The organism is Nonomuraea sp. NPDC050663 (genome assembly GCF_044456985.1).
GTDB lineage: Bacteria > Actinomycetota > Actinomycetes > Streptosporangiales > Streptosporangiaceae > Nonomuraea.
On record NZ_JBITGL010000007.1, the window covers coordinates 410,881 to 431,200 of the forward strand.

The 20,320-nt window shown below is 72.4% G+C and carries 14 protein-coding genes; 3 read left to right on the forward strand and 11 right to left on the reverse strand.

What is annotated here, in order from left to right; all coding sequences use genetic code 11:
• Nucleotides 1–25 precede the first annotated feature (25 nt).
• From ACIBH1_RS24555 to ACIBH1_RS24575, 5 genes are all read right to left on the reverse strand, one after another.
• On the reverse strand, nucleotides 26–2,767 hold the full coding sequence (locus ACIBH1_RS24555; protein WP_397316228.1) for a glycoside hydrolase family 9 protein: 2,742 nt from the start codon (nucleotides 2,765–2,767) through the stop codon (nucleotides 26–28).
• A gap of 152 nt (nucleotides 2,768–2,919) precedes the next feature.
• On the reverse strand, nucleotides 2,920–4,032 hold the full coding sequence (locus ACIBH1_RS24560; protein ID WP_397316229.1) for an alpha/beta hydrolase-fold protein: 1,113 nt from the start codon (nucleotides 4,030–4,032) through the stop codon (nucleotides 2,920–2,922).
• 57 nt (nucleotides 4,033–4,089) lie between these two features.
• The gene (locus ACIBH1_RS24565; protein ID WP_397316230.1) at nucleotides 4,090–5,853 is read right to left on the reverse strand and encodes an ABC transporter ATP-binding protein; all 1,764 of its coding nucleotides are present in this window, start codon (nucleotides 5,851–5,853) and stop codon (nucleotides 4,090–4,092) included.
• Nucleotides 5,850–8,639, reverse strand: coding sequence for an ABC transporter ATP-binding protein/permease (locus ACIBH1_RS24570; protein ID WP_397316231.1), 2,790 nt, complete (start codon nucleotides 8,637–8,639; stop codon nucleotides 5,850–5,852). The genes ACIBH1_RS24565 and ACIBH1_RS24570 overlap by 4 nt, the downstream gene beginning before the upstream one ends.
• Entirely contained in the window at nucleotides 8,639–9,337 is a 699-nt protein-coding gene (locus ACIBH1_RS24575) for a TetR/AcrR family transcriptional regulator (RefSeq protein WP_397316232.1), read from the reverse strand. Before ACIBH1_RS24575 ends, ACIBH1_RS24570 begins: the two co-directional genes overlap by 1 nt.
• Before the next feature lie 112 nt (nucleotides 9,338–9,449).
• Here ACIBH1_RS24575 and ACIBH1_RS24580 point away from each other — a divergent pair, with 112 nt between their 5' ends.
• Both ACIBH1_RS24580 and ACIBH1_RS24585 read left to right on the forward strand, forming a co-directional pair.
• Complete coding sequence (locus tag ACIBH1_RS24580; protein WP_397316233.1) at nucleotides 9,450–11,108, forward strand: protein kinase; 1,659 nt, start codon at nucleotides 9,450–9,452, stop codon at nucleotides 11,106–11,108.
• 29 nt (nucleotides 11,109–11,137) lie between these two features.
• The gene (locus ACIBH1_RS24585) at nucleotides 11,138–12,859 is read left to right on the forward strand and encodes an ABC transporter ATP-binding protein (RefSeq protein WP_397316234.1); all 1,722 of its coding nucleotides are present in this window, start codon (nucleotides 11,138–11,140) and stop codon (nucleotides 12,857–12,859) included.
• A 19-nt stretch (nucleotides 12,860–12,878) separates the two neighbouring features.
• Here the strand turns inward: ACIBH1_RS24585 and ACIBH1_RS24590 are convergent, their stop codons facing one another.
• Together ACIBH1_RS24590 and ACIBH1_RS24595 are read right to left on the reverse strand one after the other, a co-directional pair.
• A complete protein-coding gene (locus tag ACIBH1_RS24590) occupies nucleotides 12,879–13,868 on the reverse strand; it encodes a LacI family DNA-binding transcriptional regulator (protein ID WP_397316235.1) in 990 nt (329 codons plus the stop codon).
• Nucleotides 13,869–13,908: 40 nt separating this feature from the next.
• Nucleotides 13,909–15,420, reverse strand: coding sequence for an alpha-N-arabinofuranosidase (locus tag ACIBH1_RS24595; protein ID WP_397316236.1), 1,512 nt, complete (start codon nucleotides 15,418–15,420; stop codon nucleotides 13,909–13,911).
• 84 nt (nucleotides 15,421–15,504) lie between these two features.
• Here ACIBH1_RS24595 and ACIBH1_RS24600 point away from each other — a divergent pair, with 84 nt between their 5' ends.
• Nucleotides 15,505–16,251: an alpha/beta hydrolase gene (locus tag ACIBH1_RS24600; protein ID WP_397316237.1), complete on the forward strand. Its 747-nt coding sequence runs from the start codon at nucleotides 15,505–15,507 to the stop codon at nucleotides 16,249–16,251.
• Nucleotides 16,252–16,299: 48 nt separating this feature from the next.
• Here ACIBH1_RS24600 and aztD read toward each other — a convergent pair whose 3' ends face one another.
• The 4 genes from aztD to aztB are packed head-to-tail and all read right to left on the reverse strand — an operon-like array spanning nucleotide 16,300 to nucleotide 20,277.
• A complete protein-coding gene (aztD, locus tag ACIBH1_RS24605) occupies nucleotides 16,300–17,451 on the reverse strand; it encodes a zinc metallochaperone AztD (protein WP_397316238.1) in 1,152 nt (383 codons plus the stop codon).
• Nucleotides 17,452–17,453: 2 nt separating this feature from the next.
• Nucleotides 17,454–18,332, reverse strand: coding sequence for a zinc ABC transporter substrate-binding protein AztC (gene aztC / locus ACIBH1_RS24610; RefSeq protein WP_397316239.1), 879 nt, complete (start codon nucleotides 18,330–18,332; stop codon nucleotides 17,454–17,456).
• Complete coding sequence (locus tag ACIBH1_RS24615) at nucleotides 18,329–19,456, reverse strand: hypothetical protein (protein WP_397316240.1); 1,128 nt, start codon at nucleotides 19,454–19,456, stop codon at nucleotides 18,329–18,331. Before ACIBH1_RS24615 ends, aztC begins: the two co-directional genes overlap by 4 nt.
• Nucleotides 19,453–20,277: a zinc ABC transporter permease AztB gene (aztB, locus tag ACIBH1_RS24620; RefSeq protein WP_397316241.1), complete on the reverse strand. Its 825-nt coding sequence runs from the start codon at nucleotides 20,275–20,277 to the stop codon at nucleotides 19,453–19,455. The genes ACIBH1_RS24615 and aztB overlap by 4 nt, the downstream gene beginning before the upstream one ends.
• Between the last annotated feature and the right edge of the window lie 43 nt (nucleotides 20,278–20,320).

Below are 20,320 nucleotides of genomic sequence, written 5' to 3' on the forward strand. Positions count from 1 at the left end.
GGCGAGGGCGTTCGGAGTCAGAGGGTCAGGACGTGGAGCAGGTGATGGGCGAGGGGGTCACTCCTGCGCCCGTGGCGGTGAAGCCGAACGTGCCGCCCGAGGCGTTGTAGGGGAGGTTCTTGACCGACACGGCGGCGCCCGTCTGGGTGAGCGTGCCGTTCCAGAGCTGCGTGATCGCCTGGTTGCCCGGCCAGGTCCACGCGACCGTCCAGCCCGAGCTCGCGCCCGAGACGGTGACCTCGGCCTGGAAGCCGCCCGGCCAGCTGTTGACCAGCTTGTAGGCGGCCGTGCAGCCACCGGTCGCCGACGTCGTGAACGCGGTGGCGTCGGAGGGGTCGGAGGTGTTGGCGGCGGCGTCGCGGGCGACGACGGTGAGGGTGTAGGCGGTGGAGGGGGTCAGGCCGGTGAGGGTGGCGCTGTTGGTGGTGACGCTGGCCAGCTTGGTGGTGCCGTTGAAGACGTCGTAGCCGGTGACGCCGATGTTGTCGGTGGAGGCGGTCCAGCTCACGGCCGCGCCGGTGGCGGTGATCGCCGAGACGGCGGGCTTGCCCGGCTTGGTGGGATCCTCGTTGTCCACCGGGGCCTGGAGCGTGGTGAACGCGGTGGCGTCGGAGGGGTCGGAGGTGTTGGCGGCGGCGTCGCGGGCGACGACGGTGAGGGTGTAGGCGGTGGAGGGGGTCAGGCCGGTGAGGGTGGCGCTGTTGGTGGTGACGCTGGCCAGCTTGGTGGTGCCGTTGAAGACGTCGTAGCCGCTGACGCCGACGTTGTCGGTCGAGGCGGTCCAGCTCACGCTCGCGCCGGTGGCGGTGATCGCCGAGACGGCGGGCTTGCCCGGCTTGGTCGGGTCCTCGGTGTCACCCGCGCCCGGGGTGTTGCCCCAGATCTTGCTGGTGCCGCTGTAGAGCGGGATGTTCTGCACCAGCACCGGCGTGGCGCCGGGCGTGGTGACCACCCCGGTGTACGACCAGTCGTTCGAGGCGTCCCAGGTGCCCGACGAGGCGATGCGGAACTGCACCTCGGCCCGGTGCGCCGACTGCCCGGCCGGGGAGATCTTCGTGCCCGAGCAGTCGATCGTGACGTAGTAGATCTTGCCCGAGTGCAGGACGGGGCCCGTCGGCGCCTTGCACTGCGTGTAGGCCGACGACACGGTGATCTGCGAGGCGGTGGTGTCGCCGTCGAGGGTGAAGTAGTAGCGGAAGGAGCCGTCGGCCAGCGCGCGGGCCGGCCAGGCCGACTGGTTGCGCACGATCGCCTTGATCTCGGTGAAGTTCTGGCCGGTGGCGTTCACCCCGGCCTCGACGAAGATCTCTGGACCGTCGGGCGTCTCCGCGGTGGGGAAGTTCGCCGCGGGCGCTCCGCCGTACTCCTGGTAGAGCCTGGCCACGGCGCTGGTGAAGCCCGCGTTGTAGTCGGTGGCGACCTCGTTCATGACGTAGTCGTCGCGCTTGTCGCTGTAGACGTCGTCGGGCGCGGGCGGGCCGCCGACCAGCGCGCCGTACAGCGTGTGCCGGGTCGCCACCGGGTTGGTGAGCTGGTCGGTCCACGAGCCGTGCGCGGTGCGGTGGTGCGGGTTCTTCGGCGGGTTGGCGCCGAATCCGATCACGTACGAGCTGCTGCGCGGGTTGTCGCCGAGCGCGTAGTCGATCTGCCGCTTGGCGAAGTCGTGGTAGCGCGCCTTGCGGGTGGCGTCGCTGATGGCGTCGCTGTGCACCAGCGCGGCGAAGGAGGTGTTGGCCGCGTAGCGCAGCGAACCCCATCGGTCCAGCACGGCCTGGCCGCCGGGGGAGTACGGCACGCGCTGGCCGTTGACGCCCACCGTCCAGTAGTCGAGCCAGCGGTTGGCGTCGTCGAGGTAGACCTGCTTGCCGGTGAGCTTGTGCAGCAGCACGTAGGCGCCGTAGGACTTGTCGTCCCAGGCGATCGTCCACTTGTACGACCTGGTGGTCGACTGCGGCTCGGTGCCCAGGTTGGCGTAGTAGCTCTCGGCCTTGGTCAGGTAGGCGGCCTCGCCCGTCGCGCGGTGGAGCCAGATCGCGCCCCACACCAGCTCGTCGTTGAAGCCGCTCCAGGAGTTGTAGTAGCCCTGGGCGTCGGTGATGCACTCGCTGTACTTCTTGCGCACCGTGTCGGCGAAGGTGTACAGCTGCCGGGCGTGCGTCACCAGCGTGTTGGCGTAGGCGGCGTCGGTGGGCCGGAAGACGATGGAGGAGGCGGCCATGGCCGCGGCCGTCTCCGCCGCCAGGTCCGAGCCGCCGCAGGTCGCGTCGATCTTGAACGCGGGGCGCGCCATCGGCATCACTTCGGCGGGACCCCACCACGCGTGGTCCTGGCCGCCGTGGCCGATCTGGCCGTAGAGCACGTTGGCCGACGGGTGGGCCTTGATGAAGTAGTCGTTGACCCAGCGCAGGTTGTTGAGCAGGTGCGTCTTCTGCGATCCGTACGCCTCCGGGTACTCCACCGCGCCCCAGGCGAGCATGGTCGCGGAGAAGGCCATCGGCAGGCCGAACTTGACGTGGTCGCCGGCGTCGAACCAGCCGCCTGTCAGGTCGAGCCCGGCGTCCTTGCCGTCGTCGAGGGCGGAGTCGCCGCGCCAGGAGACGCGGCTCCAGCTCGGCTTCTTGCCCGCCTGCTGGGCCTCGTAGAACCAGATCGACTTCTGCAGCGCCTCGCCGTAGGCGAACGTGGCGGCGTGCGCGGGTGAGGCGGGTAAGGCCAGGACCAGGTACGGCATGAGCAGCGCGACCGCTGCGAGCAGTGCTCTTCGCATTCCGTGGACTCCATGGGGGTGCAGGGTGGGAGCGCTCCCACAGTCAAGGAGGGCGCGAGGCCGTGTCAATCGCCGATCTTGGTGGCGGGTCCCGTTTCACAGGTCATCCCGTACGGCGGTGCTGAAAGTTTCATGGCTGCGTGCGAGGTGCGTCACAGGGCGAGGGGCGCGAGGGCGTCGGCCAGCGCCACCCGCCAGCACGCGTAGTCGTGCCCGCCGGTGAACTCGTTGAACGAGACCGTGCTCCCGCGAGCACGCAGGACGTCACGGAGCTCCCGGCTGTAGCCCACCATCGGCCCCTCGTGCGAGCCCACGTCGAGATGGACCGCTACCGGCCCCCGCTTGGCCGCCGCGTACTGCTCCACCATCCACGGCACCCCGTCGACCGGCGCCTTGGGCACGGTGTGCGCCATGCCCGGCCGCCACCACAACGACGGCGACTGCGCCACCACCCTGCCGAACCGATCGGGCCGCCGCAGCCCCGCGTACAGAGCGGTCAGACCGCCCAGGCTCTGCCCGGCGACGACCGTGCGCGCCGGGTCGGAGGTGATCGGCCACCGGGACCGGCCGAGCAGATCGTCGGCCAGGTAGGAGAGGTAGGCGTCGTCGGCGGTCAGATCGCGCCATCGCGCCGCGTTGTCGGCCGCCTCCGGCGCCAGCACCGCCATCGCGGGCAGCGCCCCTTCGGCGATCATCGTGTCCAGGGTGTGGTGGAAGCCGAGCCCGCCGAGCCACATGTCGCCGTCGAGTAGCACCAGGACGGGGAGGAGACCGGTGAGGTCGGTCGCGGGCAGGTAGACGCGGACCCCGTCGTGGTGGACGAGGGTGCCCCTGGCCACCCCCTCGCGGCGCGGCCACCGCTCGGCGGGGGCCAGGGGGAGGGCGAACACCGAGGCCTCCGGCCCGCCCCACCGCCCGGGCAGGCGCCGCGCGTTGAGCGGATCGGGCCCCAGCCCGCCGAACGGCCCACCACGAGCCCCGCCACCACGAGCTGCCTCGCCCGTGCCGAGGCGGTACGACGCGCGGTGGTCGGCATCCAGGCGGTAGGTCGCGTGCCAGACGTCCGTCCCCGGCACCCGCTCCATGGTCGCCTCGCCCAGCCGGTTGACGGCCAGCGCAGGCGCCTCGTCACCGCGCCACAGGAACGTGACCGCGCAGGTCCCGTCACCCAGCTCCTCGACCAGGGGAGTGCCGCCGCGCCGTACCCGAGCCCAGAAGAGCTCGTCCCCGGTGAGACGTTCGAGGTCGGGGGTGGGAATGCGCACGGTGACTCCACTCGATGAAAGGTGGAAGTTAGCTTAGCCTAAGCTAACTTCCACTCCTCAAGCGGATGCCGTCAGCGTCCACCCGGCAGCCCGCTCCCGCTGGCGCCAGTAGGCCGCGAACCGGCCGTCGAGCGCCAGCAGCTCCTCCAGCGTCCCCGCCTCGGCGATCCTGCCGCCCTCCAGGAACACGATCCGGTCCGCCCTGGCGATGGTGCTCAGCCGGTGCGCCACGATCACCGTCGCCCGCTCACGGCCCGACGACTCCAGCGCCGCCACGATCGCCCGCTCGTTGCCGGTGTCGAGCGCCGCCGTCGCCTCGTCGAGCAGCAGCAGGGGCGCGTCCTTCAGCAGGGCCCTGGCGATGCTGACCCGCTGACGCTCCCCGCCCGACAGCGCGGCGCCACGTTCGCCCACTCGCGTCGCCCAGCCGTCCGGCAGCCGCCGTACGACCTCGTCCAGCTGCGCCGCCGCAGCGGCGGCCGCGAGCCGGTCGTCGCCGGCGCCCGGGTCGCCGAGCAGCACGTTCTCCCGCAGGCTCGCGTCGAACAGGTAGACGTCCTGGAAGACGATGCCCAGCCGCGCCATCAGCACACCGGGGTCGTAGTCGCGCACGTCGTGCCCGGCGACCAGCACGCTGCCGCCCGACACCTCGTGGAAACGCGCGACCAGGGAGAGCAGGGTGCTCTTGCCCGAGCCGGACGGGCCGACGATCGCCGTCGTGGTGCCGCGGGCGACGGTCAGGCTGACCCCGGACAGGACCTCCTGGCCTGGCTCGTAGCCGAAGCTCACTTCGCGCAGCTCCAGGGCGGGGGCGTGCTCGTCGGGCGCCGCCGCCGCGCCGGGACGGCCGAGCACTGGGGCCTGGAGCAGGGTGTGCAGCCGGTCCAGGGTGCCGCGCGCCGTCTCCACCGCGGGGGCGATCTCGGCGAGCGTCGTGAACGGCTCGACGAAACGCACCGCCACGATGATCAGGGCGACCACCTGGGCGGCGCCGAGCGTGCCGTCCAGGCCCGCCGCCGTGGCCAGGGACGGGCTGAGCCCGAGCGCGACCGCGGTCGCGACCAGCCCGATGAGCGCCGCCTGGGTGGCGAAACCGAACAGCAGCTGCCCTGGCAGGCCGAAGCCGATCAGCCGCATCGCCGCCCTGCGCTGGCGGTCCAGCGCGCCGCCCACCAGCGAGCCGTCGGCGCCCGCGCGTCCGGCCGCCCGCAGCGCGGGCTGGGCCTTGGCCAGCTCGACGATGCGCTCGCCGACCTGCTCGGCCGCCGCGTCGTAGGCGGCGTCCGCCGCGCGCACGCACCGCCCGCTCGCCCACAACGCCGCCATCAGCACCGGCACGGCCGCCAGCGCGACCACGCCGAGCGGCCAGGCGACGAACAGCAGCCCCACGCCGATGAACGCCGGCGTGGTCAGCGCGTTGATCGACGGCGTGAGCAGGTAGGCGATGCCCTGCACCATCTCCCTGCCCGTCGAGGTCAAAGACCGGTGAGCCGCCGCCCGCCGGTCGGCCGTGAGCCAGCCGAGCGGCACACCCTGGAGGCGGTCGACGATCTTCGACTCGACGCTCGACAGCAGCACGAACCCGATCGCGAACCCGGCGCCCGCGGCCCGGTAGTCGACCAGCCAGCCCAAGGCGACGAGGCCCGCCAGCGCCCCGACCCACGGCATGGCCGTACCAGGATCGGCGGACAGCAGCGCCGACAGCAGCGGCACCAGGGTCAGCACCGCGCCGGCGCGCACCACCGAGCCCAGGCCCAGCAGCGCGAGATAACGGAAGGCCAGACGGCGGTCGCCCGCCAGGAGGAGGGTACGGCGGATCATACGGTCAGCTCCTGCGGGTGCCAGAGGTCGCGGTAGAGGCCGGGGCGGTCCAGCAGCTCGGCGTGCGTGCCGCGCTCGGCGATCCGGCCGTGGTCGAGGACGACGATGGAGTCCGCGCCCGCGATCGTGTGCAGGCGGTGGGCGATGACCAGCACCGTACGGCCGGCGGCCAGCGTGCTGAGCGCCTCCTGCACCCGGTGCTCGGACTCGGGGTCGGCGAACGCGGTCGCCTCGTCCAGCACCAGCACGGACGGGTCGGCCAGCAGCGCCCTGGCGATGGTCAGCCGCTGCGCCTCCCCGCCGGACAGATGCCCCTGCTCGCCCAGCACGGTGTCGTAACCGGCGGGCAGCCGGGTGACGCGGTCGTGGATCTGCGCCGCCTCGGCCGCGCGCACCACCTCCTCGCGCGTCGCGTCGGGCCGCGCCAGGGCGATGTTGTCGTGCACGCTTGCACGGATGAGCGAGACGTCCTGGAAGACGAAGCCGACCGTGCGATACAGCTCCTCCTGCGTCAAATCGCGCAGATCCGTGCCGCCGATCGTGATCCGGCCCGTCGTGACGTCGTGGAAGCGCGCCAGGAGCGCGGCCAGGGTGGACTTGCCCGCGCCGCTCGGGCCGACCAGCGCGGTGACCGTGCCCGGCGCCAGCTCCAGGTCGATGCCGGACAACACGTCGTGATCGGCGGTGTAGGCGAAGGACACGTTCTCGAAGCGCACGACCTTGCCGTGCGCATCCTGGCCGCCGGACCGCGCGGTCGTGGGGGCCGTGAGCTCCGGCTCCGCCAGCAGCAGCCCGATGCGGCGGGCGGCGTCCATCGACTCGCGCACCGAGCCCATGCCGTACGCCACGGCCAGCAACTGGCCGCCGAAGGTCACCCCGAGCACCAGGAACGGCAGCAGATCCGGACCCCGCACCAGCCCGGTCGCGCCGCCCACGACCACGATCAGCAGCAGGATCGTCATTGGGCGCGTCACCAGGTCGATCAGCACCTTCCTGCTGGTCAGCGGCCGCTGCCAGTCGTCCAGGAACCGGGCGCGCTCGGCCAGCGTGGCACGGAACCCGCCCGCCGGGCCCGCGTCGTACGTCCTGACCACGGAGAGCCCGTCCACGTAGGCGATCGCCTCCGACGAGACCCGCCCCTCCCACGTCGGGAACTGCGCGATCTGGGAGGTGGACGACTGCATCATGCGCGCCGTCAGGATCACGTACGCCAGGATCGGGACCAGCAGGATCGCCGCCATCGCGGCGTCGACGGTGAAGAGATAGGTCAGTACGGCCAGCGGCGTGACCAGCGCGGCGACCACGTCGAGCGCTGCATGCGTCACCAGGTAGTGCACGCTCGCGGCATCACCCTGCACGGCCTGCTTCACCCGCCCGGAGGAACGCTCGGTGAACCAGCCCAGCGGGAGGCGGGCCAGCTTCCCGACCACCCGGCGCCGCACCTCGTGACCGAAGCGGGCATCGACCACGTGCATCACCGCCACCAGCGCACCGGCCAGCGTGGTACCCGCGCCCAGCAGGACCAGCGCCCACACCCCCAGCCCGGCCAGGCCAGCGGCGCCCATGCCGTCGGCGAGGATGCGGCGGCAGAGCTCGATGAGGAGGAGGTAGGGGGCGAGCTGGAGGAGAGAGACCACGGCCTGGAAGGCGGCGGCCAGGGTCAGCTTGCCGCGCACGGGGGCGAGGAGGCGAGAACCGGCGGTGGAGCGCCATTGGCGTTGCCTCGCGCCGGCGGCGGCCCCGTTCTCGGTGCCGTCGCTCGCCGGATCCGCGTTCGCCGTGCCGTTCGCCGCGCCCTTGGTCGAGCCGTTCGCCGACGGCAGGGCGGACCCCGCCGTCTCGCGGGTCGCATCGGCTGCGGTCGCCCCGGCCCCGACGGCCGCGGCCGCCCCCACTGCTGCGCCAGCCGCGTCGTTCGCCGCCTCGCTTGCCGTCCCGGCCGTCGTCTCAGCCGTCGTCTCGGCCGGCACTCCGGTCGGCGTCCCGCTCGTCGCCACCTCGGCGGTCGTGGCCCCCGTGGCTCCCTCGGCCCCGGCCTGCTGGTCGTCGCGGTCGACGCCCATGGCCTTGCCCTTGACCCAGTACGCCTGGGCCTTCACCTCCGAGGCCGGGAAGCCGAGCTCCTTCAGCCGGGCCCTCACGCGCTTGCCCGCGCCCGATTCCGGGGTCACCCAGGCGAACCAGTTCGACCAGTCCCGGTCCTCGATGGCCTCGGCCAGAGCCCCCGGCCCCTCGGGCACCCAGGTGATGGTCGCGAGGGGGTGGGAGGTCATCGGGATGATGACATCATCGGGATGATGCCGTTCCAGGAGCACCACGACGGGTGTGGTGGGCGGTACGGCAGCCAGGATGGAGTTGATCCCCGGCAGCGAGGCCGCGTCCCCCACGAGCAGGTATCCGTCGGGCGCCGGGTCCGGGGCGGCGAAGTGCTTGGACCCCCACCGCGTCATCTGCAGCGTGTCGCCCACCTGCACCCGTCCGGCCCACGTGGAGGCGGGACCGGACGGCTCGTGCATGACGAACTCCATGCTGATCTGCTGCAGCACGGGATCGGGATCCAGGAGCGTGTACCCGCGCTGGTGCTCGCGCCCGGGACGGTCGGGGTCGGGCGCCCAGATCCGCACCCATGCGGCCGGGTGGATGGGCTGGCCGTCGAAGAGGGACGGCGCGTGGAAGGTGATGCGCCGGTAGTGGGGAGTGATGTCCTGGAAGGAGACGACGGTGAGCGTCTGCTCGCGCGCCCCCAGGGTCCTCATCACCGCCCCGGCGTATCCGCGGGCGGGCATCAGCGGTCCTCTCGTCGATCGGTGAGCGTGGAGATGAGCGCGGCGACCGGGCGTCCTGGCGGTAGCTGGGCCACCAGTCCGTGCGCGGTCGAGCGCACCAAGAGCAGGAAGTAGTCGTCGGCGGTGTGCGCGGGGATGCCCGCGGTGGCCGCCTGGATGAGGGGCGAGCCCGCCATGGCGCTGAGCGCGTCGCGGGTGGCCTCCTCGGCGCCGGCCGGGTCGACGCTGGCGTGTGCCGTTCGGGCTTCGTCGGCGGCGGTGATCCCGAGGGTGACGGTGGCGATCGCGGAGCTGAGCGCGGTCGCGGCGGCGGGGTCGTAGCCGCGGCTGCCCAGCGTGGTGATCTGTGCTTCGAGGAGGCGGATGCCGGAGCGCCCGCGCGGGAACAGTCGTTGCAGGTAGGCGGCGGTGCCCGGGTGGGCGAGGGTGAAGGCGCGCATCTGGGCGGCGAAGCTCACCAGGTGGTCCTCGGTGGAGTCGGCGGGGTCGTCGACGAGGGTGAGCCCGGCCAGGATCGCCTCGCCCACCAGGCCTTCCAGCGCGGCGCGGCTGGGCACGTGGCGGTAGACGGCGGTGGGGGTGACGCCGAGCGCGTCGGCGACCCGCTGGAGCGACAGGTCGGCCAGGCCGATGCGCACTCCTGCGGCGACGACGTCGTCAAGCGTGAACGAGGCGGTCCTGCCGCCGGTCTTCACCACCACGTCCTCCAGTTAGGTTAGGCAAACCATAGTTATGCCCCATAACTTAGAGGGTGTCAATGTGTGGTTTGCGGTAGCCGTACCCCCTAAATGACCTTTATGGTCGTTTGCCGTGCAACCACTCGTGACGGCAGATCCCCGGCAGCTCGGCGACTTCGAGCTGAAGAACGTGCTCGGCAGGGGCGGGCAGGGCTCGGTCTACCTGGCCGAGGACGCCGGCGGGGCCCGGGTCGCGATCAAGATGCTGCACACCGAGGACGAGGCCTCCCACCGGCGCTTCCTGCGGGAGGCCGAGGCGGCACGCCGGGTGGCGCCCTTCAGTACGGCACGCGTCCTGGACGTGGGCATCGCCGACGGACGGCCGTACATCGTCAGCGAGTTCATCCCCGGACCTTCGCTCGACGAGCTGATCAAGACGGAGGGGCCCCGGTCGGGCAGCGGCCTGGAACGGCTGGCGGTGGCGACCCTGACCGCGCTGGCGGCGATCCACCGTGCGGGGATCATCCACCGCGACCTCAAGCCGAGCAACGTGATCATGGGGCCGGAAGGGCCCGTGGTGATCGACTTCGGGATCGCCAGGGCGCTGGAGCAGACCGCCACGGGCAGCGTCATGGGCACGCCCGCCTTCATGGCGCCCGAGCAGTTCGGCGGGGTGGTCGGCCCGGCGTGCGACATGTTCAGCTGGGCCAGCACGATGATCTACGCGGCGACGGGGCAGCTGGCGTTCCAGGGCGAGACGATGCCCGCGATGATGGCGGCGATCCTGCAGCAGGAGCCGGACCTGTCGGGGGTGCCCGAGGGGCTGCGGCCGCTGATCGCTGCGTGCCTGGCCAAGGATCCGATGGCGCGGCCGCGTGCCGAGGTGCTGCTGGCCAGGCTGACCGGCCAGACGCCCGAGCGCCTGTCCGGCCCTCGGGGGACGCGGCTGCTGACGGACGACCTGGGGGGAGACGGAGCCGGCTGGGGCCGAGGCGCGCAGGAAAGCCCTGGACATCGCGGGCCGGGACCGCAGCACGGCGGACCACAGAACCGGGCGCCGCAGCACGGGAGGCCGCAGCACGGGGGACCGCAGCACGGGGGACCGCAGCACGGGGGACCGCAGCACGGGGGACCGCAGCACGGGGGACCGCAGCACCACGCACGACCCCCCTTCCCCGGGCAGGCCGCGCCCAGCGTGGCGGGCGCGGTGGGCGCCCTGATCTGCCTCCTGCTCGTGACGATCCCCCTCGCGGGTGTCATCATCGAGACCCTCCGCTGGATCTCCCTCTACGAGCACCCCTTCGACCGCGACACCTGGCTGCTGTGGAACGTCGCCTGCATGGCCGGCGTCATCCTCCTCATCCCCGCCGCCGGCCCCGCCCTCTGGCGCTACCACAAGGGCGCCACCATCGCCACCTGGCTCCTGCCCCCGCTGGGCGTGCTGTTCCTGGTCTGGGCCCTGGTGCTGGAGTTCGAGGACGACTTCCCCGCCATCGTGGTCGGCCTGCTCCCGCCGGGTCTGCTCGGCCCCGTGCTGGTCGCGGTAGCCTTCATGGCCCTGCGCGTGAGCAGGGTCGCCTCGGTGCTCGGCATCATGGGCGGCGTCCTGCTCACCCTGGAGATCGTCTTCCACGCGATCGACATGATGCCGGGCGCCGCCGATCACAGCTTCCGCCTGATGCGCCTGATCGCGACCGTGGCCGCGAGGGTGACGATCACGGCGTGGCTGGTGACGCTGGGCATGATGCTGGTCAGGAGGGCGGCGGAGCACCCCCCTCGGCAACACCCATGAAATGGGGATAAGAGATGATCTAAGGCGTTATGAGCGCACTTGATCATCGTTATCGCGGTGAACACCCCGTCCGGACCCTCGCCTACCTCTTCACCCGCGATCGCGGCAAGCTCGCCCTCGGCGTCCTGGCCTTCCTGGTCAAGCACAGCGCCACCTGGCTGCTGCCGCTCGTCACCGCCATCGTGATCGACGTGGTGGTCGACCACGGGAACGTGGCCTGGTTGTGGTCGGGCGTCAACGCCCTGCTGGCCGTCCTGATCCTCAACTACCCCTTCCACCTGCTCTACGTGCGCACCGTCCACGGCTCCATCCGCCGCCTGGGCACCGGCCTGCGCTCGGACCTGTGCCGCCGCATGCAGCAGTTGTCGATCGGCTACCACTCCAAGGTCAGCGCCGCCGTACTGCAGACCAAGGTCATCCGCGACGTCGAGAACGTCGAGCAGAGCTCCCAGCAGACCGCCGACACCGGCCTGGCGGCGCTCTGCACGCTCGCGGGCGGGCTCATCGTGATCGCCGTGCGCGTGCCGATGGCGCTGCCGGTCTTCCTCGTGGCCGTGCCCGCCGCGGCCTGGCTGGTCATGCGGCTGCGCCACCGCCTGCGCGAGGACAACGAGATCTTCCGCCGCGAGGTGGAGCAGCTGTCGAGCAAGGTCAGCGAGATGACCACGCTCATCCCCATCACCCGCGCCCACGGCCTGGAGCGCGACGCCCTGCACCGCGTCGACGGCACCCTCGACCGGGTGCTGCGCAAGGGGCTCAAGCTGGACCTGGCCAACGGCCGGTTCGGAGCGCTGGCCTGGATCCTGCTGCAGGCACTCGGCGTCGCCTTCCTGGCGGGCTCGGCGCTGGTCGCCTACTACCAGGTCATCCCGATCACCGCCGGTGACGTCGTGATGCTGACGACCTTCTTCGGCGGCCTGACCTCGTCGCTGTCGTCGCTGCTCAGCCTCACCCCCGTGATCAGCAAGGGCCTGGCCTCGGTGCGCTCGATCGGCGAGGTGCTCCCGGCGCCCGACCTGGAGCACAACGCCGGCAAGGCCGAGGTGAGCGCGGTCCGCGGCGAGGTGGAGTTCCAGGACGTCGGCTACACCTACGGCGCCCGCGACTTCTCCCTGCGCGTGCGCCAGGGCGAGATGATCGCCCTGGTCGGCCCGTCGGGGGCGGGCAAGTCGACGATCCTCAACCTGGTCATCGGCTTCCTGCGCCCCACGTCGGGCCGCATCCTGCTCGACGGGCGCGACATGGAGACCCTGGACCTGCGCACCTACCGCCGGTTCGTCTCGGTCGTGCCGCAGGAGTCGATCCTGTTCGAGGGCAGCATCCGGGAGAACGTCACCTACGGCCTGGCCGGCGTGGGAGAGGAGGCCGTACGGCAGGCGTTGCGCGACGCGAACGCCATGGAGTTCATCGAGCGCCTGCCGGAGGGACTCGACACGGTGGTGGGGGAGCGCGGCGCCAGGTTGTCGGGCGGTCAGCGCCAGCGCCTGGCCATCGCCCGCGCCCTCATCCGCGATCCCCGGGTGCTCATCCTCGACGAGGCCACCTCCGCGCTGGACACCCGCTCGGAGCGGTTGATCCAGGAGGCGCTGGCCCGCCTGGTGCGGGGCCGTACGGTCTTCGTCGTGGCCCACCGCCTGTCGACGATCCGCAACGCCGACCGCATCGTGGTCATGCGCGAGGGCCGGATCGAGGAGATCGGCACGCACGAGGAGCTCATGAGCCGCGACGGCGTCTACGCCGCCCTGGCCTGAGGGCGCCCCGGCTCCGGGGTCAGCGGGTGGACTCTCTGGTCATCAGCTGGAACGGCGCCACGTGCTCGCTCGCCGGGCGCCCGCCGTCGTGGATGCGCCCCACCACCAGCTCGACGGCCTTGGCCGCCATCCACCGGTGGTCGGGCGCCACCGTCGACAACGACGGCACCATCATGGCCGCCTCGGGGATGTCGTCGTACCCGACGAGCCGGATGTCGCCGGGCACCCGCAGCCCGCGGTCGGCCAGCCCGCGCAGCACCCCCTGCGCGACCGTGTCGGTCACGCACACGACGCCGTCGACTGCGAGCCCGCTGCCCGCGAGGCGGTGGGCGGCGTCCCTGCCTCCCTCCGGGCTCATCGTGGTCACCGCGAAGCGCAGCGCGGGGTCGGGCGTCAGCCCCCGCTCGGCGTGGGCGGCCAGGTAGCCCTGGTAGCGGCGGGTCACCACGTTGACGCCTTCGAGCGCGCCGCCGGTCACGACGGCGATCCGGCGGCAGCCGCGCTCGATCAGGTGGGCGGTCGCGGCCCTCGTGCCCTGCTCGTTGGGCATGGCGACGTGGTCGAGGCGCCCGCCGTAATCCTGCTCGCCGAGCATGACGATGGGGTAGTCGGCCTCGGCCAGCCGCCGGTCGCGGCTGTCGATCCCGACGGCGCTGAGGATGAGGCCGTCGAAGTGCAGGGTGTGCGAGTGGGCGATCGCGTCGAGTTCGCCGTCGGCCGCCGCCCCGGTCTGCTCGACCGCCACGTGGAAGCCCAGCCGTCCGGCCTGCTCGATCACGTGGGCGGCCAGCAGCCCGAAGTAGGAGCGGCCGATCTCGGGCACGGCCAGGCCGATGACGCCGGTCCGCCCGGAGCGCAGGGTGCGGGCGGAGGTGTTGACGCGGTAGCCCGACTGCCGGATGGCCTCCTGCACGCGCACCCTGACCGGGTCGCTGACGCCGGGGCGGTTGTTGACGACGTTGGAGACCGTCATCGTGGAGACCCCGGCCAGCCGGGCGACGTCACTCATGGTCACCATGTCCCCGCCCCTCCGATCCGTCAGCAGACTACTAGGCCAGGCGGCCTTCGACGGTGACGAAGGAGTGCGCGGGCAGGTGCACCCGCAGGCCGGTGGCGGTGGGCGTGACCTGCGCGTGCGGGCGCGGCGCGACCGCGTCGGGCGCCTGGGGGGTGTTGTGATCCTGGAGCCGGCCGGCGGTCAGGATCCGCGACGTCACGCCGTCCAGGCGGCCGCCGCGCAGGTCCAGCTCGACGTCGGCGTCCTCGTCGGCGTGCAGGTTCGACAGCGACACCAGCACCCGGCCGTCCTTGCGGCTGGCCGACATCGACACGGTGGCCAGCCCGTCGCGGGCGGGCAGGCCGCCGGGGGTGTCGACGCGCAGCGAGGCCGCGTCCTGGTGCCCCTTGTTCATCTCGAACACGTGGTAGGTCGGGGTGAGCACGAGCGCGCCCGACTCGGGGTCGGTCAGGATCATGGCCTGCAGCACGTTGACGGTCTGGGCGATGTTCGCCATGACCAGGCGCTCGGCGTGGCGGTGGAAGACGTCGAAGTGCAGGCTCGCCACGAGCGCGTCGCGCAGGGTGTTCTGCTGGTACAGGAAGCCGGGGTTGGTGCCGGGCTCGACGTTCCACCAGGTGCCCCACTCGTCGAGCACCAGCCCGACCGTCCTGCCGGGGTCGTAGCAGTCCATGACGGTGGAGTGGCGGGCGATCAGCTCCTCGACGCGCGCCGCCGCGGCCATGGTGGCGTAGTGGTCGCCGGTGTCGAACACGGTCGCGTCGCCCTTGTCCTGCCAGGTCCCGGCGATCGTGTAGTAGTGCAGCGACAGCGCCTGGACGTACGGCTGCGGCCGGTAGGCGCACCCGAGCGTGCCCAGCGACTTCATGAGCGTCTCGGTCCAGGAGTAGTCGTCGGAGTTGGCGCCCGCGGCGACCCGGTAGAGCCGGTTGTCGCCGTGGTCGCGGGCGTAGGTGCCGTACTTGCGCGCCTCGGCGGTGTACTGCTCGGCGTTCATGTTCCCGCCGCAGCCCCAGGCCTCGTTGCCCAGCCCCCAGTACGTGACCCGCCACGGCTCCTCGCGCCCGTTGGCCTTGCGCAGCCGTACCATCGGCGAGTCGCCGTCGCGCGTCAGGTACTCCACCCAGTCGCTCATCTCCTTGACCGTTCCCGAGCCGACGTTGCCGCTGATGTACGGCTCGGCGCCGAGCAGCTCGCACAGCGCCATGAACTCGTGGGTGCCGAAGTGGTTGTTCTCCTCCACGTTGCCCCAGTGGGTGTTGACCATCTTCGGCCGCCGCTCCTTGGGGCCGATGCCGTCCATCCAGTGGTATTCGTCGGCGAAGCAGCCGCCCGGCCAGCGCAGGTTGGGGATGTTCAGCGCGCGCAGGGCCTCCACGACGTCCATCCGGATGCCGCCGGCGTTGGGGATGTCGCTGTCCTCGCCGACGTAGAAGCCGCCGTAGATGCAGCGACCCAGGTGCTCGGCGAAGTGGCCGTAGAGGTGGCGGCTGATGCGGGGGCCCTCGATGTCGAGGTTGAGGACGGCGGCGACGGAACTCATGGGGGAGGCCTCCTTATGTATCGATAAAGCAGCGCAACTTTATCGATACACAAGGCCCTGTCAAGGGAGGTATCGTGACGCCCCATGACGCGCGAACCCCTGTGGCCGGCCCTGCCCGGCGGTGCGACCATCACCGCCCACCCCGTCGACGACCCGGCGGCCCCCGCCGTCGTGGTGCTGCCCGGCGGCGGCTACACGCGCCTGGCCGACCACGAGGGCGAACCGGTCGCCCGCTGGCTGAACTCCCTGGGCGTCGCCGCCTACGTGGCCCGCTACCGCGTCGCCCCGCACCGCTTCCCGCTGCCGCTGCTCGACGCGGCCAGGGCGGTGCGCTGGGTCAGGCACCGCACGGCCGCGGCGAAGGTCGGCGTGCTGGGCTTCTCCGCCGGAGGGCACCTGGCCGGGCTGCTGGCGACGGAGAGCGGCCCGATGCTCGCCGAAGGGCCGCACGACGAGGTCGACGCCGCCGCCGCGCGCCCCGACCTGGCCGTGCTGTGCTACCCGGTGGTGCGCTTCGACGACGCCCCCGACACGCATCGGGGCTCGGTCCAGAGCCTCCTCGGCGGCGCGGCGTCGGCCGGGGAGCTCTCGGTGGACCGGCGGGTGAACGCCCGCACCCCGCCGACGTTCCTGTGGCACACCGCCGACGACGCCTCCGTGCCCGTGTCGAACTCGCTGCACCTGGCCGCCGCCCTGGCCGGGCACGGCGTCCCCGTCGAGCTGCACGTCTACCCGCACGGACGGCACGGACTTGGCCTGGCGGAGGAAGAGCCGCGCGTGGCCGGCTGGACGGCCGGGTGCGCGGCCTTCCTGGCCGACCACTTCCGCTGAGCCAGGGGTCAGCGGCCGCTCACGCCGCCCACTTCCGTTGACCGGTGGTCAGTGGCCGCTCACGCCGCTGACCTCGTTCGGGGCCTCGGGCAGCGCCACCGACGCGGTCACCTTGCCCGTGGCCAGGTCGACCGCGTGCAGCTTCCTGCCCGCGGGCTCCGACACGTAGGCCGTGCCGCCGCGCACGAACAGCGCCGGGCGGGGCTGCTGCCACTCCAGCGGTTCCGTCCACGGCTCCATCACCTTGACCGAGCTCAGCTGCTTGCCGCTCTCCTCGTCGTAGACGTGCAGCGCGCCGTCGGTGCCCAGGATCAGCGCCTCGCCGCCGGGGCCGCGCCCCAGCGAGCGGAAGGTGTAGCTGTGCCCGACCGGCACCACGGTCAGCTTCCCGGTCTCGGTGTTGATCAGCGAGAACAGCTCGGGCCGCTCCAGCTCGGCGTCCTTGTCCTTCTTGTAGTCGCCCAGCACGATCGGCGACTCCTCCGAGCCCGCCTGGTTGCCGATGCGGCCGTAGGCGTCGGGGCTGGCGATCTTGGTGATCGTGCCGCCCTTGTAGAGCAGCACGCCGTCCTCGCAGCCGATCACCACCGCCTCGCCGCGCGCGGTCGCCTCGCCGTGCACACCGGGGCACTGCTCGCTGCGCGCGATCTCCTTGCGCGCTTGGTCGAGCACGAGGACGCCGGAGCGCGACTCCTCGGTGCCGACCGTCACGACGAGCTCGCCGTTGGCCAGCTCGATGGCCACGCCGTGGTGCGGGGCGGCCGCGGTGTAGGTCTCGCCCTGGGGAAGACCCTCGGACAGGGCGGCCGGGTCGAAGCTGGTGACCTGGCCGGTTCCGTCCGAGAAGAGCACGGTACGGCCCGCGTGCCGTACGACGTGACCCGGCTTGGCGCCCTTGAACTCGTCGGCCTTCAAGGTCGCGGAGGCGGCGTCGAGCACGCGGAATCCGGTCGCCGTGGAGACCAGCACGTGCCTGGCGTCGCCGGCCGGGTTGACCCGGTTGAAGCCGGGCAGCGTGATCGTCCGGGCGATCGCGAGCGTGGTCCCGTCGAGGACGTGCAGGCCGCCGTCGAACGTGGTCACGATGGGGTTCTCGACGGTGACAGGAGCGGGCGGTGCCGCGCCGGCCTGCGGCTGGGTGCTGCCGCACGCGGCCAGCAGGAGGGCGGCGGAGATCAGGAGGGGGAGTCTGGTTCGCATCTCTAGGCTTTCTCTGACAGGCCATCGACGATGGCCGTGGTGTTGGCGCGCATCATCTGCACGTAGGTGGGCGCCCGGTCGGTGAGGGACTCGGAGTCGAGGCTGACGATCGTCACGTCGAGTCCCGCCTCCTCGGCCATCACGCGGGCCAGGCGGTCGGGTTGCGAGGAGTCGGCGAAGACCGCGGGCACCCCTGCCCTGCGGACCGCGTCGGCCAGCTCCTTCAGGTCCGAGGCGCTCGGCGACGCGAGGGTGGTCCCGCTGGGGATCACCGCGCCGATCACCTCGAAGTCGTAGCGTTCGGCCAGGTAGCCGAAGACGTGGTGGTCGGTGACCAGCGAGCGTCTCTCGAGGGCGGCGAACTGGCCGGTCATCCACGCGTCGAGCTCGTCGAGCTGGGCGCGGTAGGCGGCGGCGTTGGCCCTGACGCGTGCCGGGTCGACACCGTCGACCTCGTCGATGACGGCGGCGGCGATCAGGTCGACCGCCTTGCGCGCTCGCGCGGGGTCGGTCCAGAAGTGCGGGTCGAGCCCGCCGTCGCGGTAGCGGATCGGGCCGACGCCCTCGGCGACGGCCAGCACGGGGACGCCACGCTCCCGCGCGGCCTCGACGTTGCGCAGCACGCCCTCCTCCAGGCCGAGCCCGTTGGAGACGATGAGCCGCGCACGCTCCATCGACGCCGCCTGCTGCGCGGAGACGCCGAAGGAGTGCGGGTCGGCGTTGCGTCCCATGAGGACCTCGACCCCGGCCTGGTCGCCGACCACGGCGCGGGTCAGGTCGCCGAGGATGTTCGTGGTGACCACGATCTCGGCGCGCGGGCCCGCGCCGCACGCGGTCAGGAGCCCGGCCAGGAGGGCCAGCAGGGTGAGTCTGATCGTCATCGTCCTGTCTCCACCATGTGCGTCGGGGTGAAGCCGAGCCGGAAGGTCCTGGCCGTGCGCAGGCGGTCGGCGTAGTCGATCTCGTGTACGGCACGCGCCGCCGGGTCGTTGACGTAGGCGCGCGCGGCGTCGAGCTGGATGGTCGCGCCGGGTCGGGGCTCGCTGAGCAGGGCTCTCCTGGCCACGCGCTCGCCGGTCCCGGGGTCGTAGCCGTGCAGCACGCCCCGCGCGTCCAGGACCAGCACCGGCGACCCGGCGCCCGCGGTGTTGACGGCGATCGGGGGCGGGGTGCGCAGCAGCTTCCACGTGCGCGCGCCGGTGTCCAGGAGCCACACGCCCTTGCGGCCCGCGACGGCGGTGAGGGTGTCGCCGCCGGGACGGTGGGAGAAGGCGGTGGCGCGGGGGGCGGCGGTGCCGGGATAGCGGATCTTGGCGGCCGTGAAGCCGGTGCCCGACGCCGTGACCAGGAGGGCGCCGTCCGCGCAGCTGATGACGGCCCCGCGCCGGGTCACGGCCTGACCGCCCGGCCTGTCACAGGGCTCGTCGAGCCGGGTGACGACGCCGCCGTTCCTGGCGTGCACCTCGACCCGGCCCGCCACCGGCACCACCAGGTGTCCCGCGTACGGCACGGCCATGCCGCCGGAGGGCCGCCCGGCGACGGAACCCTGCGCGAGCCGCGAGCGGTCGAGCAGGAGGGCGGTGCCGCCGGGCTGAGACAGGGCGGTGAGCGCCGCGTCTCCCACCGCCGCGGCGACCGTACCCGGGAGCGGTCCGAGGTCGCGGGGCGCGGCCCGGTAGTAGTGCACGTGGTCGCCGTGGTCGACGGTCCAGCCGCCGCTGTCGAACACGTGGGTCGTGGTGGGGGAGGAGACGAAGGCGAAGCGCCCGTCGCCGGTCACCGCGACGGGACCGGTCACCGTGCCCAGCAAGGTGACCCGCCCGGTGGCCAGGTCCAGGAGGCGGACGGCGCCGGTGCCGCCGTCGGCCAGCACCAGGCGCGCCTGCGGCTCCGCGGTCTCCTGCGCGCCCTCGACGTACCCGTGCGGGACGGCGCGCGGCGCCGGGTCCTGCCCGCCGCACGCCGCCAGGCCGAGCACGAGCAGCAGGCAGGCCAGTGCCCTCATGCCGCGCTCCCGTGCCGCAGGCGGGCCAGCAGCGCCGAGGCGAAGAAGGCCGCCACCGCCACGGCGGCGATCGTCGCCCCCGCCGCCGTGCCGAGATGCCACGACACCAGCAGCCCGGCCGCCGTGGAGGCGCTCCCGATCACCGCGGACCCCAGCATGATCATCGGGATGCGGCGCGCCCACAACACCATCGCGGCGGGCGGGGCCACCAGCAGCCCGAAGACCAGCAGCGTGCCGACCACGTGGAACGACGCCACGATCGCCAGCGTCACCAGTCCGAGCATGGCCGCGTTCGCCAGCCGGGGACGCAGCCCCAGGGTGTGAGCCTTGCGCGGGTCGAAGGCCAGCGCCACGAACGCCCGGTGGCCCACGAGCGCCACCAGGGCGGCGATCGCCACGGCGACCGCCAGGGTGACCAGGTCCTGCCCGCGCACCGCGAGCACGTCGCCGAACAGGAACCCCGTGAGGTCGACGGCGAACGACCTGGCGCGGGAGACGATGATCACGCCGAGCGCGAGCATGCCGGCGAACAGCAGGCCGATGGCGGTGTCCTGGGACAGGCGCGCCGACCTGCCGAGCGCCGTCACGCCCAGGGCCATCGCGCCCGCGCTGAGCGCCGCGCCGACGAGCGGGTTGCCGCCCATCAGGGAGGCGAGCGCCACGCCCGGCAGCATGCCGTGCGACATCGCGTCGCCCAGGAAGGCCAGGCCGCGCACCACCACCCAGGTTCCGGCGAGCGCGCAGACCAGGGAGACCAGGATGCCCGCCCACAACGCCTGCCGGACGAAAGAGACCTCGAACGGGCCGAGCACGTGTTCCATGGCAAAGCACTCTACAATGAAAATCATTGTCATTTTCAACTCA